We start from the raw sequence: 13624 nt of genomic DNA, 5'->3' as shown, positions 1-13624 counted from the left end.
CGCCCAGGGGGAATTGGACCTTGGGCCAATTGCCAAGCGTCCGGGCTGAGCCCCCGGAATCCCCCGGCCTTGCAGACATAGAATGTCCGCAACTGAACATCCATGAGCAAAAGCGTCCATTCGAGTGCTTTCGAGCAAGCGGCACCTGCACCGATGACCGTGGCGCGCAGGCGTATCCACGCGGCCGCCATGGGACTGTTCACCGAACTGGGCGTGACCCGCGTCAGCATCAGCGAGCTCGCGGCCGCGGCCGGCATGGCGCGCGGCACCATCTACGCCAACGTGGCCGATGTCGACAAGCTGTTCGAGGAAGTCGCGGCGCAACTGGTGCGCGACATGGCGCACCGCGTGGTGCTCAGTTTTCCCGACAACGACGATCCGGCGCGCAACCTGTCGATCGGTGTGCGCCAGTACATCCGGCGCGCCCACGACGAGCCGCTGTGGGGCCGGTTCATGAACCGCTTCGGCCTCAGCAACGCATCGCTGCAGGCGGTCTGGGCCACCGACCCGGTGGCCAACCTGCGCGCGGGCATCGCTTCCGGCCGCTACAAGATCACCGAGCAGCAACTGCCCTCGATGGTGGGCATGCTCACCGGCGGCACGCTGGCCGCGATGTTCCCGGTGCTCGAGGGCCATGGCACCTGGCGCGAGGTCGGCGCCAACACCGCCGAACTGGCCCTGCTCGCCCTGGGCCTGCCGCGCAAGGAGGCCAAGGCGCTGGCGCGCAGCGAACTGCCCCAGTTGCCGCCGGCGACCGACGGCAGCTGATCGCGCTCGGCAGGCGGCGCCGCCTGTCGCTCAGACGTCCTTGACCGCGTCGGTCGCGACCCAGCCGGCGTCCACGCCGCCCGGCAGCATCTGGCCGATGTCCTGGCCGACCTCGGCGTCGATGAGCCGGTTGAGCTTGTCGTTCATCGCCATCAGCAGCGCGGCATGGCGCTCGCGGTCGAGCGCCAGGTTGTTCAGTTCCTGAGGGTCCCGCGCGAGGTCGTAGAGCTCGACGTCGTTGAGGCCGAACAGGGTCTCGATCGAGGTCGGCCGGTTGTGCTGCTTGGGCGAGAAGTAGCGCGTGAACTGGTAGCGGCCGTCGAACACGCCGCGGATCGCGCCGCGCTTGCGCATGTCGGGGCGCAGGCTGCCGTCCTTGGCCGCCGCCTGCACCTTGGCCTTGCCGTCGGGCTGCAGCATCATCGCCACCGCCTGGGCCATGAAGTCGCCGTCGATGTAGGCGAACATGTTGTAGCAGTAGAGCGCGCCGTCGCGCACCGCGTCGTGGCCGGCCTTGCCCGGTGCGTCGAGCAGCCAGCTGAAGTCCTTGCCCGGCAGGCCCTGGGTGATCGCGGCCTTCTTGCCCGCATCGGCTCCGGTCAGTCCCACCAGCGTCGGCGCGATGTCCAGGTGCGAGGTCACGGCCCGGCAGCGGCGGCCACCCGGATGCGCCGGGTGCGCGACGATCAGCGGAACGTGGTTCTGCTCGCGATAGGCGGTGGCGCCCTTGCCGTGCAGCCGGTGCGCGCCGTCCAGGTCGCCATGGTCGGCCGTCAGCACGACGATGGTGTTCGATGCCAGCCCCAGCGCGTCGAGTTCGTCGAGCAGCGAGACGATGTGGCGGTCGACGTCGCGCAGGCAGTTGAGGTAGTAATTGTGCCGGCGGCGCCAGCGCCAGTCTTCGTTGGCGATGTGGCCCACCAGGCCGTCGTGCGACCTCAGGTAGTCGGCATGGGCCGGCGGGCGCCCATGGCCGGTGAGCGGCTGGCTGTAGCTCGGCGGCAGCTCGAAGGCCCATTGCCTGGCGTAGAGCGGATGCGAGGGCTCGGGTTCGAGCGTGCCCAGCATGTTCTTCGCTTGCGAAACCTCGCCGGGTCGGTCGGTATTGAGGAACATGACGTCGTGCGGGTTCACCAGGTTCACGGCCAGGAACCACGGCTTGCCTTCCGCGGCCAGGTCCATGCCGCGCCCGCGCAGCCAGCTCACGCCCATGGCGGCCGTGATGCCGTCGTGCAGGTAGCCGCCCTGGTCGTGCGCAATGATGTCGCCGACGCCCATGTAGTCGCTGAAGCCGTAGGCTTCCATCTCCTGGGTGAAGATCCGGGTCGGCGAGCCGAGCTCGTTGACCGTTTCGAATTCCTTGGTGAGGTGCCACTTGCCCTTGTATGCGGTGTAGTAGCCGGCCTTGCGCAGCAGGTCGCCCACCGTGGGCAGGTCGGTCGACATGCTCTGGATCCAGGGGAAGTTCGTGTTGTCGAACATCTTCGTGTGCTGGATGTGCTGGCCGGTGTAGAGCACGGAGCGCGAGGGCGTGCACACGCAGGAATTGATTCGATGGTTCTCGAACACCGTGCCGCTGCGAGCCAGGCGCTCGTGTCCCGGCAGCCGATAGCCGCTCGGCAGTTCGCCGGGCCGCATGAAGCGCTCCTGGTCGCTCAGGATGAACAGGATGTTGCAGGGGCCGCCTCGCTGGGCGCCACGCTTCGCCGGCGCCGCAGAAGGCGAAGTGGAGGAGGGCGCGGCTTCGCGCGCCGTCGCCGCCGAGCCGAGTCCGGCGGCGAGGGTCCCGGCCCCGACGCGCTTCAGCAGATCGCGGCGGCCGGCATCGAATTCCTGGGGCGGGAGCTGGGTGTTCATCATGCTGTTGGACGATGGGTTCGGGTGCGCGGGGCGTGGAAACCAAGCCGGTTCTGCGCAGGAACCATATCGTACATATTTGAACATCAATGTTCAAATACAATCTGATGTGACCCCGGTCCCGGCATCCGGCGCCTGAGAAGAACCGCAGGCCATCGTCACCGACCTGCGCGACTTCTCCCGTGCGCTGAGCTGAAATGGCTGGCCGGCCGCCGCAAGCGAAAATGCTGGTCGATGCACCCAGGTTGCAGGGCTTGGCGCTTTAGCTAGACAGTGGGGGTGAGCCGTGGCGACACCAGATTCTTCCAACGTACTTTTCTTCATCCCGGACATCAGCGGTTTCACCCAGTTCGTGACCGAGACCGAGATGAGCCACAGCCAGCACATCATCCAGGAACTGCTGGAGTTGCTCGTCGACGCCGACGAGCTTGGCCTGGAAGTGTCCGAGTTCGAGGGCGACGCGGTGCTGTTCTTTCGCACAGGCATGCCGCCGTCCTTGGCCGAGCTGCTGGCGCAGGCAAAGAAGATGTTCATGGACTTTCATGCGCATCTCAAGAAGATCGAGAGCCTGCGCGTCTGCCAATGCGGCGCCTGTTCGAGCGTGAGCCGCCTGTCGCTCAAGTTCGTGGCGCACCTGGGGCCGGCTCGCACCATGCAGGTCAAGGGGCATTCGAAGTTCATCGGCAAGAGCATCATCGTCGCGCACCGGCTGCTGAAGAACTCGGTGCCCGAGTCCGAGTACCTGCTCGTCAGCCAGGAATTGGTAGACCAGCTCGCCGATGGCGCCGCGACAGGCGAGCTTTTCGAGATTGGCAGCACCAGCTACGAGGCCATCGGCGAGATCGCCTATCGGCATCATTCGATGGTCCCGTATCTGATCGATGCAAAGCCGGCGTCCCGCCAGCCGAAGCAGGCCGACTGAGCGCGGAAGCACCGCGACTACAACGTGCCTTCGGTGACGCCGCGCGCAGCTGTTGCTCGCGCCTCGGCGCGAACGGCCTGACGGTCGGCCTGGGTGGTTGCCGGAGGCGTCGCGAACGCGATCGAACCATCGGAATAGATGTTGCCGGCGCGCGCGGCGGCGAGAGCCTCGGCGCGAACGGTGGCGCGATCGCGGTGGCCGATGAACGGGCCGATGCCTGCCGATGCACCTTCACGATAAGGATCGGCGCTGTGCGCCGCGACCATGGCCTCGCGCTGAACTTCGGCGCGGCTGGCATTGGATTCGAGTTTCAGAACGCCCTGGTACTGCTCGGCACTTGCGCTGGCGCTGAATGCGAGGAGCGTGGAGATTGCCGTGGTGGTCAGGAGGGTAGAGATCTTCATGATGGTTCCTTTGGAGATGGAGAGAGCGCTCGCGCAATGGTGGGGTGGTGCGCGGTCCGTCATTGGTTCTTGATGCTGGACGGCTGATTGTTGGCCGCGAAACCTGCATCGGACCTCGTCGCCGTATGGTTGTGTATCGAGGGGGAGAGTCCGTCACACTACTTTTCAAACCCTTGCCCGAGCCATGCCGTCGGCACCGATCAAGTCTCTGCGGATGGCAACGTAGTGTCTTGTTTCGGCGGGCCTATACATGGGCATACGCAGCTCGCGTCGGGGCGCCGGGTGCAGTCACAGAATTCGGCCGACACCCATCCTCGAATTTCGACGGAGTCCCCATGAAGCTTTCCCTCATCGCCGCTGCCCCGCTGTGGGCCGGACTTGTTCTTGCCTCGGCAGTTGCCGCCGCGCAGACGTGTGCGACGGAGGTCGGACGTCCCGCGGCGGTCATTCCGCTGGCATCGGAACCGGCCGCCAAGCTGGTCGTATATCAGCCCTTGGCCGATCCGCTCGCACGTGGCGTCGTCATCCTTCAGTACCGCACCGAGAACGTCCGGATCATTCCGATCTTCGGCGATGGCGCCCGCGGCGTCTCGCCGCGTGTGGGCCACCTGCACGTGACGGTCGACGATCGGCCAGGCACCTGGGCTCACACCAGCGAAGATCCCATCATCGTGGTCGGGCTCGTCCCGGGCGTCCACAAGATGCTGATCGAGGTCGCCGACCCGACCCACAAAATCCTGACTGCCGAGAGCATTTTCGTGACTGTCCCCGAGCGTCCGGCGGTGTCGCAACCCCACACGCATTGAGGCTGGGCCGCGAGATCTGGCGGGTTGACTCGAGGCGATTGAGGTTAAGATGAGCAAGACTCACATTCCTCGCCATCCATGGGCCCGGACATGCGCCAGACAGCCACGAAAGACACGCCCGCATCGGCACGCCGAGAGCCCCGCCAGGCGCGCGCGCTCCAGAAGGTCGAGCTCATCCTGGAGGCCGCCACCCGCCTGCTGGACAAGGGCGATGTCGAGTCTCTGACCACCAATGCCGTTGCCGAGAAAGCCGGCGTGAGCATCGGCACGCTCTATCAGTATTTCGACGACAAGCAGGCGATCCTGAATGCCCTGGTTCAGCGCGAGGTCGACGCCATGGCCGCCAAGGCGATGGCGTCGTTGACCGGGCCGGCGCCTGCCGCACCGGGCGACCGCATCCGGCTGATCGTGCGGGCGGTGCTGGGCACCTATGGCGGACGGGCGCGCGTGCATCGCATGCTGATGGCGCATGCGCTCGGGCGCGGGGCCGGGACGCGCCTCAGTCCGCTGTATGCCGGCATTGCCGAACTGCTGACTTCCGCGGGCGTTCTCACTCCCGACGGCAGGCAACGGACGATGACTCCGGCGGAAGCCTTCGTGCTGACCCACGCCATTGCCGGCGTGCTGCGCGGCTATGTGGCGTACGGAGCGGAATCGCTTCAGCGGCAGAAGCTGGAGGATGCGCTGGTGCTGCTCGCGGTGCGCTTTCTCGGCGTTGCTGCCTGACGCGGGTCTGCAAGCAGCTGGCGCTCAACCCGCGAATATCTCGCCCAGCCAGCCGCAGCACTCCTGCGCCAGCCGCAGGCGGTTGTTGACCTGCACATGGCCGTCGGCGCCGGTGGCCGCGTCCAGCAGCACGAAGGACTTGCGCGGGGAGCGTATGTCGCGATGCCATGCCTTGGCCTGCGCGGCGAAGACCGGCGAATCGCCCGCGCCGAGGATCGACAGGAAAGGCAGGCTGACGAGCGAAGGATCCGCCTTCATCCCGGCCGTGCGGGCGACGAATTCCTCGGGCGACCTGGCGCCGGCTTTCCACAGCGACGACTGGTAGCTGCGCAGCGCGGCATCGGTCGGCGTGCCGCCCGTCGCCATGGCATGGCGCACCGACTTGGCGAAGAGATCCGCGGGATCGGGGAAGGGCGTGCTCGCCATCACGGTCGCGACGCGGGTCTCGTGGCCGGCGGCCCGTGCGACGAAGTAGCCGCCGAGGCTCAGGCCGAGCAGGGCGATGCGGCCCGGCCGGGCACCGAAGCGCTCGACGAGCAGGTCGATCACGGCCGCGACGGGCTTTTCCGCTTCGGTCTCCCAGTACAGGCCGCTGGCCTGCGTGATGCCCTGGCCCGGCAAGTCCACCAGCGCGACCGAGAAGCCGCGATTCAGCAGATTGCGGCCAACCGTGAGGAACAGGTCCTCGAAGCAGGTGTCGGCACCGCCGATCACGAGCACCAGCGGTGCATCCTTCGCCGGGTTCTGCAGATGGACGCCCGGCAGTCCCTTGCCCTGGTAGGGCGCAACGAAGAAGGTAGCCGGCAACTCCAGTTCAGACATCGCACTGGCAAAGGCGGCCTTGTGCCTGGCGTACAGCGACGCGAAGCCTTCGCCGGGCGCGGCGAACTGCCATGAAGAGCGGTAGCTCGCGAAGGCCTTCAGCCGTGCCTCACCCGCGGCCTGCCGCCAGCCGCGCTGCTTCCATGTGTCGGCCTGCGCGTTCTGCAGGTCGCCGTAGCTGGCGAAGGCCTGGACCCAGCTGTCGGCGTCGCCGTCCTTGATGGTCGATGCGATGTAGTGCGCCTGTCCGATGTCGAGTCCGCCGGTCGGGCCCCAACTCATGGCGGCCATGAAGAACAGGTCCATGTTGGGATCGTTGAACCGGTACTTCTGCCCCATCCGCTGGTCCGGGCGCGCGGCGTCGCCCGCTGGCTGGGCGCCGGCAGCCGCGGCGCCGGCGAGCGCGGCCGCCGACGCGACGCCGGTGCCGGCTTTCATGAAAGTCCTTCGTTGCATCGCATGGGTCTCCTGAAACTGAGGGTGGGTCGGTGTCAGGAAATATATGAGCTGAACTCACATTTGGCGACTCGCGTTCGCAAGCGGCGCTGGAGAGGGCGAAAGTCCCGGCGAGTCAACGACTTGCGCGTGACGGCCGGCGGCCGCTTCGAGGCGCTTGCTCATGTTCGCTGGCGGCCCCGCGGACGGTACGCCTTGTGACACGGAGGCGGCGGAATCGGACGTATAAGCGAACGGCTGCCATCCGCCTCACACGGACTTCGCGCAGCGATGCTCATCGATCCCTCGTCGACAAACTGGAGGATGAATCATGACCAAGCTCAGCCCACTTGCCGCCATCGCCGTCGTCATCGCCGGCACATTTGCAGCCACGCCCGCGGGGGCGGAGGCGTTGTTCAAATTCGACGGCGGCATCGGCTCGCAGCCGCTGCGTGCCGGTCCGGGCGGCACGGTGGTCTCGAACTCGGTGGCTGGCGTGGCGCCCGGCGGCGCGCCGTGGCCGATCGAGGCGCTGAAGGCCGAGATCGGGCATGACGGACGGATCCGTGCGTCGGTGAAGGGCGTGCTGCTCGGCGGCACCGACAACATCGGCACCCGCGGGGGGCCGAGGCAGATGGTGATCTCGCTCTTCTGCCGCAACACGCCGGCGCCGGGCGCGGTGGCGGGGACGCTGCAGACGGATCCCTACAACTCCGAGTTCGTCGCCCTCGATCCCAACGGCGACTTCAAGCTCGACAGCACGCTCACCAACGCCAGCGGTGCCACACCGCAGGCCGGCTGCGGCGACACGATCGACAACCGGCCGGTGCTGCTGGTCCGGACCGTCGCCCCGGCGAACCCTGCAACCGGCGCACCGGCGGCGCCCTCGGCCTGGTTCGCGGCCGGCATCATCAAGGATTGATCCGGCGCCGGATCGACCTCAGGCCGACACCTTGTCGAGCTTCAGGAACAGGTCCCGGTCCGGCGCGAAGTTGGCATGCAGCGGCAGCAGCGCGCCGCCCAGCGCGCGGGCGTCCGAGCCGGTGGTGCCGGGCAGCAGCTGCGGGCACTCCACGCCTTCCCAGCTGTAGCGGCTGCGCGCCGCCGACACCGCCGCGAGCAGTGCGTCGAGCAGCTCGCGGCTGAAGGAGCCGTCGATGATCACGCCCTCGAGGTCGAGCAGGCAGGCGGCGTCGTGGATCGCCAGCACGATCGCCGGGGCGGCCTCGTCCAGCCAGGCCTGCGTGATCGGCTGCCAGGGTGCCTCCAGCGCACGCCCGTCGGCCACCGCCGCCGGGTCGAGCCCTGCGCCCTCGTAGCGGCGCTCCAGCGTGATCAGCGAGGCCACGCTGAGCAGCTGCGGCGGCGGCCCGGCGTCGCCCGGCAGCGCCCGCTGCAGGGCCAGCGAGCCGATCGCGCCGGCGTTGCCGTTGAGTCCGCCGCGCAGGTGGCTGTCGATCACGAGGCCGCCGCCGATGAAGGTGTCGACGAAGATGTAGACGAAGCTGCGCACGCTGCGGCCTCGCCCGGCCACCAGTTCGGCCACGCAGGCGGCGGCAGTGTCCTTGACGAAGCTGACCGGCAGCGACGACAGCTGCGCGACCCGGCCCCGCACGTCGGTCCGGTTCCAGGCTGCGGCGCGCTCGGCCTCGACGCCGAGCAGCGCCTGCCAGCCGCCCAGCGACAGCGGTGCCGCGATGCCGATGCCCTGCAGCCGCTCCTGCTCGGCCGGGCCCAGCAGCGCATGGAATTCACCCAGTCGCCGCGCGATCTCGTCGAACACCGCCTCGGGCCTGGGGTAGTCGTAGTCCAGGCTGCGCCGCGCGCGCACCGCGCCCGTGAAGTCGACCAGCAGCATGTCGAGGCTGCGGCGGCCGAGCTTGATGCCGATCGAGAAGGCGCCGTCGGGGTTCAGCGCCAGCGGCACCGAAGGCTGGCCCACCTTGCCGCGCAGCAGCGCGCCGCGCAGCAGCAGGCCATCGTCGAGCAGCCGCTTGGTGATGAGGGAGATGGTCTGCGGCGTCAGCCGGGTGAGGCGCGCCAGTTCGGCACCCGGCATCGGTCCGTGGTTGCGGATCGCCTGCAGCACGACGCGCTCGTTGTACTGGCGCAGGCCGCCCTGGCTCGAGCCGCGCGGCCGCAGGCGATGGTTCGCATCGTGCGCGCCGCCGCCGGCCGCGTCGGGGTTCGGGCTCATCGCATGCACGACCTCGCTCATGCCAGGCAATCGGCCGGCAACTGTTCTGGCGGCAGTGCGCCGGTCATCACCGCGACCGTGTCGCTCATGCTGATCTTCTTCGGGTTCAGCACCGCGCCGCGCTTGCCCAGGCGCGCGACATGGATGCGGTCGGCGATCTCGAACACATGCGGCATGTTGTGGCTGATCAGTACCACCGGCAGCCCCTTGTCGCGCACCCGCCGGATCAACTCGAGCACCATGTTGCCTTCCTTGACGCCGAGCGCCGCGGTCGGTTCGTCGAGGATCACGACGTGGCTCGCGAAGGCCGCCGCGCGCGCCACCGCCACGCACTGGCGCTGGCCGCCCGACAGCGTCTCGACCGCCTGCGTCATCGAGCGGATGCCGACCTTGAGGTCGTTCATGCGGGCGATGCTCTGCTCCAGCATCTTCTTCTTGTCGAGCATGCGCAGCACGTTGCCGAGGAAGCCCTCGCGCCGGATCTCGCGGCCCAGGAACAGGTTCTCGGCGATGGTCATGGCCGGCGCCACGGCCAGGTCCTGGTAGACCGTCTCGATGCCCTCGCGGCGGGCGTCGATCGGGGCCTTGAAATGGATCGGCTTGCCGTCGAGCAGGATCTGGCCCTCGTCGGGCACGGTGGCTCCCGACAAGCATTTGATCAGCGAGGACTTGCCTGCGCCGTTGTCGCCGATCACGGCCAGTATCTCGCCGGCGCGCAGTTCGAAGTCGGCGCCGTCGAGCGCCGTGACCTGGCCGTAGCGCTTGATCAGGCCCTTGGCCTGCATCACCAGGGGTGCGGTGGTGGCGGTCATGTCAGCGGCCTCCCTTGCGAGACAGTTGGTCGACGGTCACGGCGACGATCACCAGGATGCCGGTGATCAGCACCTGGTAGACCGACGACACGCCCATCAGCGTGAGGCCGTTGCGCAGCACGCCCACCACGATCGCGCCGACCAGCGAGCCGAGGATCATGCCGCGGCCGCCGAACAGGCTGGTGCCGCCGAGCACCACCGCGGTGATCGCGTCGAGGTTCTCGGTCTGGCCCGCGTTGGGGTCGCCGACGCCGGTGCGCGCCACCGACATCAGCGAGGCGATGCCGTAGAACACGCCGGCCAGCACGTAGACGCCCAGCAGCACGCGCTCGGGCGGGATGCCGACCAGCCGCGTGGCTTCCGGGTTGTTGCCGACCGCGTACACGTGCCGCCCGGCACCGGTCTCGCGCAGCCAGAACCAGACGCCCAGGTAGAGCAGGATCATCAGCACGGTGCCGTAGGCGATGTTGGTGCCGCCCAGCGCGAAGGTGCTGCCGAACCAGGTCATCATCGGCGGCACCTCGGTCACGGTCTGCGCGCCCGAATACAGCTGGGTGATCGCGAAGGCGATGTTGAAGGTGCCCAGCGTGACGATGAAGGGCGGCAGCTTGATGCGCGTCACCAAGAGGCCGTTGACCAGGCCGAAGCCGGCCGTGACCGCGATGCCGGCGAGGATCGCCAGCGGCGCCGGCAGGCCGAGGTCGGCCGCCAGCTTGGTCATCACGATGCTGCCCAGCGCCATGATCATCCCGCACGACAGGTCGATGCCCGCCGTGAGGATGATCAGGCTCTGGCCGATCGCGATCACGCCGACCACCGTCACCTGCTGGAGGATCAGCGAGAAGTTCTCGCCGCTGAAGAACTGGTCGGTCGTGAGGCCGAAGGCGACGCATGCGATCAGCAGGGCGATGAACGGGCCCAGCTGTCCGAGCGGGGGCAGCTTGGCATTTAGGGTGGTGGCGGTCATGGTGGGCTGTTCCGTGTTGCGGCAGCGTTTACTTCTTGCCCCAGCAGAGATCGGTGCCCACCTTGGTGTCCTTGCTGTCGATGCCGGCCACCGGCTTGGCGGCGATCAGCGTGACGCCGGTGTCGGTGTAGCCGCTGACCTTCTTGCCGGTGGTCGCGTAGTCGACGCCGGCGGCGACGCCCATCGCCGCCATCTTCAGCGGGTACTGCTGCGAGGTGGCGGCGATCTTGCCGGCGGTCACGTCCTTGATGCCGTCGCAGCCGCCGTCGACCGAGACGATCATCACGTTCTTGTCCTTGCCGGACTTCTGCAGCGCGTTGAAGGCGCCGGCGGCGGCCGGCTCGTTGATGGTGTAGACCAGGTTGATGTCGGGGTTCTTCTGCAGGCAGTTCTCCATCGCGGTCTGGCCCTTGGCGCGGTCGCCGAAGCTGTCGGCCATGCACACCACTTCGGCCGGCCGGGCCAGTTCGTTGTTCTTGGCGTCGTTGCTCTTCAGCCCGAAGCCCTGCAGGAAGCCGTTGTGGCGCTGGGCGCCCACGGGGTGGCCCGGGAACAGGTCGAGCGTGGCGATCTTCACCGGCTTGCCGGCCATCGCGGCCTTGGCGTACTCGCCGATCAGCACGCCGGCCTTGTAGTTGTCGGTGGCGAAGAGGGCGTCGGTGGCGCTTTGCGGATCGGTCGGGCTGTCGAGCGCGATCACCATCACGCCTTTTTCCTGGGCCTTCTTGATGGCCGGGATGATGGCCTTGGCATCGCTCGGCGTGATCAGGATGGTCTTGGCGCCGGCGGCGATCATGTTCTCCATGGCGGCCACCTGGCCGGCGTTGTCGCCGTCGGTCTTGCCGGCGCCCGAGAGCAGCTTGGCGCCCTTGGCCTTGGCCTCGGCCGAGGCGCCTTCCTTCATCTTGACGAAGAAGGGGTTGGTCTCGGTCTTGGTGATCAGGCCGATCACGGGCTCCGCAGCCTGGGCGGGGAACTGGGCAGCCAGCGCGGCAAAGGTCAACGCGGCGGCGAGGGTCGGCTTGATCATCGGTCTGTCTCCAAAGTTGCCAGAAAGTATTGAGGGCGGGCAACAGAGTTTGGAATCGCCGAGTTAATAAATCAAGTGGATTGATTAATGGAAAACCCGGGGTTTGGTGACCGGGTATTACGGGGCGGGTGCGGCGCCGGGAGGAGGGAGGAGGGCGGCGCCTGGCGGGACCGAGAAGGAAACTACCCTCGCCCGCCACCGTCCGCGGCCAACGCGAGCGCCTCGTCGCGTGTCATGACCGCCGCGTACTTCTGGGCCATGTCGAAGAGACTTGCGTCATGCGGCGCGATGGCGCGGTCGCCGACGCAGTCGCTCAGCACCACCGGCCTGAAGCCCCAGGACATCGCGTCCACGACACTCGCCCTGACGCAGCCGCTGGTCACCGCGCCGGCAACCAGCAAGGTCTGCACGCCGCGCTGGGTGAGCCATTGGGTCAGCGGGGTGCCGAAGAAGGCCGACGGCACGGTCTTGCGCACCACCAGTTCACCTGCGGCGGGCGCCAGTTCGGGCACGATGGCGCTGCGATGCTCGCGCTCCTTCAAGGTCAGCATCGCCGGCACCTTGAGGGAGAAGATGTTGTGGTCGGCACCGTCGTCCGCATAGACGATCCGGCTGTGGGCGACCGCCCAGCCGCGCTCTCGCGCAGCCCGGAGCAGGCCGACCGTGCGGTCGATCGCGGCCGGGATGTTGCCGCCGCCGAAGACAGCGGGGTCGGCGAAGCCGTTGACGAAATCCACGATCAGCAGCCCATAGGGCGGCTTCAGAGGCAGGTCGGCGCCGAAGCCCTGCCTGGCGTAGGTGTCGAGTTCGGAATTCATTCTTCAGGCTCCTGCTGCTTGATCCAGCACCTTGCCGTCGCGCACGACCTCCTGGCCGTCCAGGCGAACGGTGCACTTGCGCAGCGGAATGTCGATATGGCAGGTGGTCGTGCGACTCCCGCCGGCTTCGTTGTTGGGGCCCAGCGAGAACAGGAAGTTGCCCTCGAAGGCGCGGGCGTCCATGCCGATCGTCGCCTCGCGGTCGTACAGGCCCAGCGTGGACCAGCGCGCGCCCGACTGCAGGCCCCAGCCGATGTGCGAAATGGCGAAGGCTTCCGGATCATCGAAAGCGGCCATGTAGTCGCTCAGCAGCTCGGCGTCGATGCCGCCCTCGATCTTCGTGGCGTAGCCTTTCTCGACGGTCAGCACGATGGGATCGCTGCAGTACCTCTTCTGCGGCAGCAGGATGTCGCCCTTGTCGACCACGATGGTGCCGTTCGCGCCACCCTCGTCCGGAAAGGTCAGCGCGAAGCCGCTGGGCCAATGGTCCCATCGGCCGGGCTCGTCGACGAAGCCGTACTCGCTGATGACCGGGAACTCGCCCATCCGGCAACGCAGGTCCGTGCCGGCCGCCGAGACCACGTGCATCTCGCCGGCGTTCTCGATGCGCGCGGCAGCGGCCCTGACCCGGGTCCGGTCGGCTTCGGTCGGCACCAGCCGCACCAGCACTTCCGGCGGCTCGACCGCCAGCAGGATCTTGGTGCCGGTCGCGAGGATCGCGTGCTGCTCGGGCGAGAACAGCAGCGTCATCAGGTCCAGCACCAGATCGCTGGCGGTCAGCGCCGCGATCGCGGCCGGATTGCCGGTCAGCGGCGTCGTGCCGAGGTAGGCGAGGCTGTCGCGGCTGTGCGCCTTTTCTCCGTTGATGGGCGGAAGGTCGAGGCGATTGACGATGGCGCCCATCTCCTGGGCGGCGATCAAGGCGCAGTCCAGAGTCTGCGGATGCGTGGCTGCCCCCGTGAGGATGGTGACGGTCTGGCCGCGCTCGAGCCTGGACAGCGTCAGAACCTGCTTCCAGGCGCTGATCAGTTGGTAGTTGCTGACGGGCATGCGTGCTCCT

At 67.8% G+C, this 13624-nt stretch carries 14 protein-coding genes; 5 read left to right on the top strand and 9 right to left on the bottom strand.

Translation table 11 applies throughout. The annotated features are described in order from the left end of the window. Positions 1 to 102: 102 nt before the first annotated feature. On the top strand, positions 103 to 768 hold the full coding sequence (locus tag QTI45_RS25090) for a TetR/AcrR family transcriptional regulator (RefSeq protein ID WP_286656216.1): 666 nt from the start codon (positions 103 to 105) through the stop codon (positions 766 to 768). A 30-nt stretch (positions 769 to 798) separates the two neighbouring features. On the opposite strand, the gene QTI45_RS25085 is transcribed toward QTI45_RS25090, so the two are convergent. After that, positions 799 to 2625 (bottom strand): sulfatase family protein, encoded by a 1827-nt coding sequence (locus QTI45_RS25085; protein ID WP_286656215.1) that lies wholly within the window; start codon positions 2623 to 2625, stop codon positions 799 to 801. A gap of 286 nt (positions 2626 to 2911) precedes the next feature. Between QTI45_RS25085 and QTI45_RS25080 the strand changes: the two genes are divergently transcribed. Beyond that, complete coding sequence (locus QTI45_RS25080; protein WP_286656214.1) at positions 2912 to 3547, top strand: DUF2652 domain-containing protein; 636 nt, start codon at positions 2912 to 2914, stop codon at positions 3545 to 3547. 17 nt (positions 3548 to 3564) lie between these two features. Here QTI45_RS25080 and QTI45_RS25075 read toward each other — a convergent pair whose 3' ends face one another. Then, positions 3565 to 3951: a helicase SNF2 gene (locus QTI45_RS25075; protein WP_286656213.1), complete on the bottom strand. Its 387-nt coding sequence runs from the start codon at positions 3949 to 3951 to the stop codon at positions 3565 to 3567. Between the two features lie 335 nt (positions 3952 to 4286). Between QTI45_RS25075 and QTI45_RS25070 the strand changes: the two genes are divergently transcribed. Next, the gene (locus QTI45_RS25070; protein ID WP_286656212.1) at positions 4287 to 4757 is read left to right on the top strand and encodes a DUF6130 family protein; all 471 of its coding nucleotides are present in this window, start codon (positions 4287 to 4289) and stop codon (positions 4755 to 4757) included. Positions 4758 to 4847: 90 nt separating this feature from the next. Then, positions 4848 to 5483 (top strand): TetR/AcrR family transcriptional regulator, encoded by a 636-nt coding sequence (locus QTI45_RS25065; protein WP_286656211.1) that lies wholly within the window; start codon positions 4848 to 4850, stop codon positions 5481 to 5483. Positions 5484 to 5507: 24 nt separating this feature from the next. Here QTI45_RS25065 and QTI45_RS25060 read toward each other — a convergent pair whose 3' ends face one another. Further along, on the bottom strand, positions 5508 to 6761 hold the full coding sequence (locus QTI45_RS25060) for an alpha/beta hydrolase family protein (RefSeq protein ID WP_286656210.1): 1254 nt from the start codon (positions 6759 to 6761) through the stop codon (positions 5508 to 5510). 310 nt (positions 6762 to 7071) lie between these two features. Here QTI45_RS25060 and QTI45_RS25055 point away from each other — a divergent pair, with 310 nt between their 5' ends. After that, positions 7072 to 7662: a hypothetical protein gene (locus QTI45_RS25055; RefSeq protein WP_286369394.1), complete on the top strand. Its 591-nt coding sequence runs from the start codon at positions 7072 to 7074 to the stop codon at positions 7660 to 7662. 18 nt (positions 7663 to 7680) lie between these two features. Here QTI45_RS25055 and QTI45_RS25050 read toward each other — a convergent pair whose 3' ends face one another. The 6 genes from QTI45_RS25050 to QTI45_RS25025 form a co-directional block, all read right to left on the bottom strand. Next, on the bottom strand, positions 7681 to 8958 hold the full coding sequence (locus QTI45_RS25050; protein WP_286656209.1) for an ROK family protein: 1278 nt from the start codon (positions 8956 to 8958) through the stop codon (positions 7681 to 7683). Further along, positions 8955 to 9749 (bottom strand): ATP-binding cassette domain-containing protein, encoded by a 795-nt coding sequence (locus tag QTI45_RS25045; protein ID WP_286369392.1) that lies wholly within the window; start codon positions 9747 to 9749, stop codon positions 8955 to 8957. Before QTI45_RS25045 ends, QTI45_RS25050 begins: the two co-directional genes overlap by 4 nt. A gap of 1 nt (position 9750) precedes the next feature. Then, positions 9751 to 10716, bottom strand: a complete 966-nt coding sequence (locus tag QTI45_RS25040; protein ID WP_286656208.1) for an ABC transporter permease — start codon at positions 10714 to 10716, stop codon at positions 9751 to 9753. 28 nt (positions 10717 to 10744) lie between these two features. After that, a complete protein-coding gene (locus tag QTI45_RS25035; protein ID WP_286656207.1) occupies positions 10745 to 11746 on the bottom strand; it encodes a sugar ABC transporter substrate-binding protein in 1002 nt (333 codons plus the stop codon). A gap of 182 nt (positions 11747 to 11928) precedes the next feature. Continuing rightward, positions 11929 to 12564: an N-carbamoylsarcosine amidohydrolase gene (locus tag QTI45_RS25030; protein ID WP_286656206.1), complete on the bottom strand. Its 636-nt coding sequence runs from the start codon at positions 12562 to 12564 to the stop codon at positions 11929 to 11931. A gap of 3 nt (positions 12565 to 12567) precedes the next feature. Continuing rightward, entirely contained in the window at positions 12568 to 13614 is a 1047-nt protein-coding gene (locus QTI45_RS25025; protein WP_286656205.1) for a 2,5-dihydroxypyridine 5,6-dioxygenase NicX family protein, read from the bottom strand. Positions 13615 to 13624: the final 10 nt, after the last annotated feature.

Origin of the sequence: Variovorax saccharolyticus (assembly GCF_030316765.1) — a bacterium.
Taxonomy (GTDB): domain Bacteria; phylum Pseudomonadota; class Gammaproteobacteria; order Burkholderiales; family Burkholderiaceae_C; genus Variovorax; species Variovorax saccharolyticus.
This window is presented reverse-complemented; position numbering and strand designations above follow the sequence as displayed.

What these genes read in the sequence shown, in the direction of transcription:
- QTI45_RS25025 (WP_286656205.1), bottom strand. Translation starts at nt 13,614, where the DNA reads ATGCCCGTCAGCAACTACCAACTGATCAGCGCCTGGAAGCAGGTTCTG.
- QTI45_RS25045 (WP_286369392.1), bottom strand. Translation starts at nt 9,749, where the DNA reads ATGACCGCCACCACCGCACCCCTGGTGATGCAGGCCAAGGGCCTGATC.
- QTI45_RS25050 (WP_286656209.1), bottom strand. Translation starts at nt 8,958, where the DNA reads ATGAGCGAGGTCGTGCATGCGATGAGCCCGAACCCCGACGCGGCCGGC.
- QTI45_RS25065 (WP_286656211.1), top strand. Translation starts at nt 4,848, where the DNA reads ATGCGCCAGACAGCCACGAAAGACACGCCCGCATCGGCACGCCGAGAG.
- QTI45_RS25060 (WP_286656210.1), bottom strand. Translation starts at nt 6,761, where the DNA reads ATGCAACGAAGGACTTTCATGAAAGCCGGCACCGGCGTCGCGTCGGCG.
- QTI45_RS25090 (WP_286656216.1), top strand. Translation starts at nt 103, where the DNA reads ATGAGCAAAAGCGTCCATTCGAGTGCTTTCGAGCAAGCGGCACCTGCA.
- QTI45_RS25030 (WP_286656206.1), bottom strand. Translation starts at nt 12,564, where the DNA reads ATGAATTCCGAACTCGACACCTACGCCAGGCAGGGCTTCGGCGCCGAC.
- QTI45_RS25055 (WP_286369394.1), top strand. Translation starts at nt 7,072, where the DNA reads ATGACCAAGCTCAGCCCACTTGCCGCCATCGCCGTCGTCATCGCCGGC.
- QTI45_RS25035 (WP_286656207.1), bottom strand. Translation starts at nt 11,746, where the DNA reads ATGATCAAGCCGACCCTCGCCGCCGCGTTGACCTTTGCCGCGCTGGCT.
- QTI45_RS25085 (WP_286656215.1), bottom strand. Translation starts at nt 2,625, where the DNA reads ATGAACACCCAGCTCCCGCCCCAGGAATTCGATGCCGGCCGCCGCGAT.
- QTI45_RS25075 (WP_286656213.1), bottom strand. Translation starts at nt 3,951, where the DNA reads ATGAAGATCTCTACCCTCCTGACCACCACGGCAATCTCCACGCTCCTC.
- QTI45_RS25040 (WP_286656208.1), bottom strand. Translation starts at nt 10,716, where the DNA reads ATGACCGCCACCACCCTAAATGCCAAGCTGCCCCCGCTCGGACAGCTG.
- QTI45_RS25070 (WP_286656212.1), top strand. Translation starts at nt 4,287, where the DNA reads ATGAAGCTTTCCCTCATCGCCGCTGCCCCGCTGTGGGCCGGACTTGTT.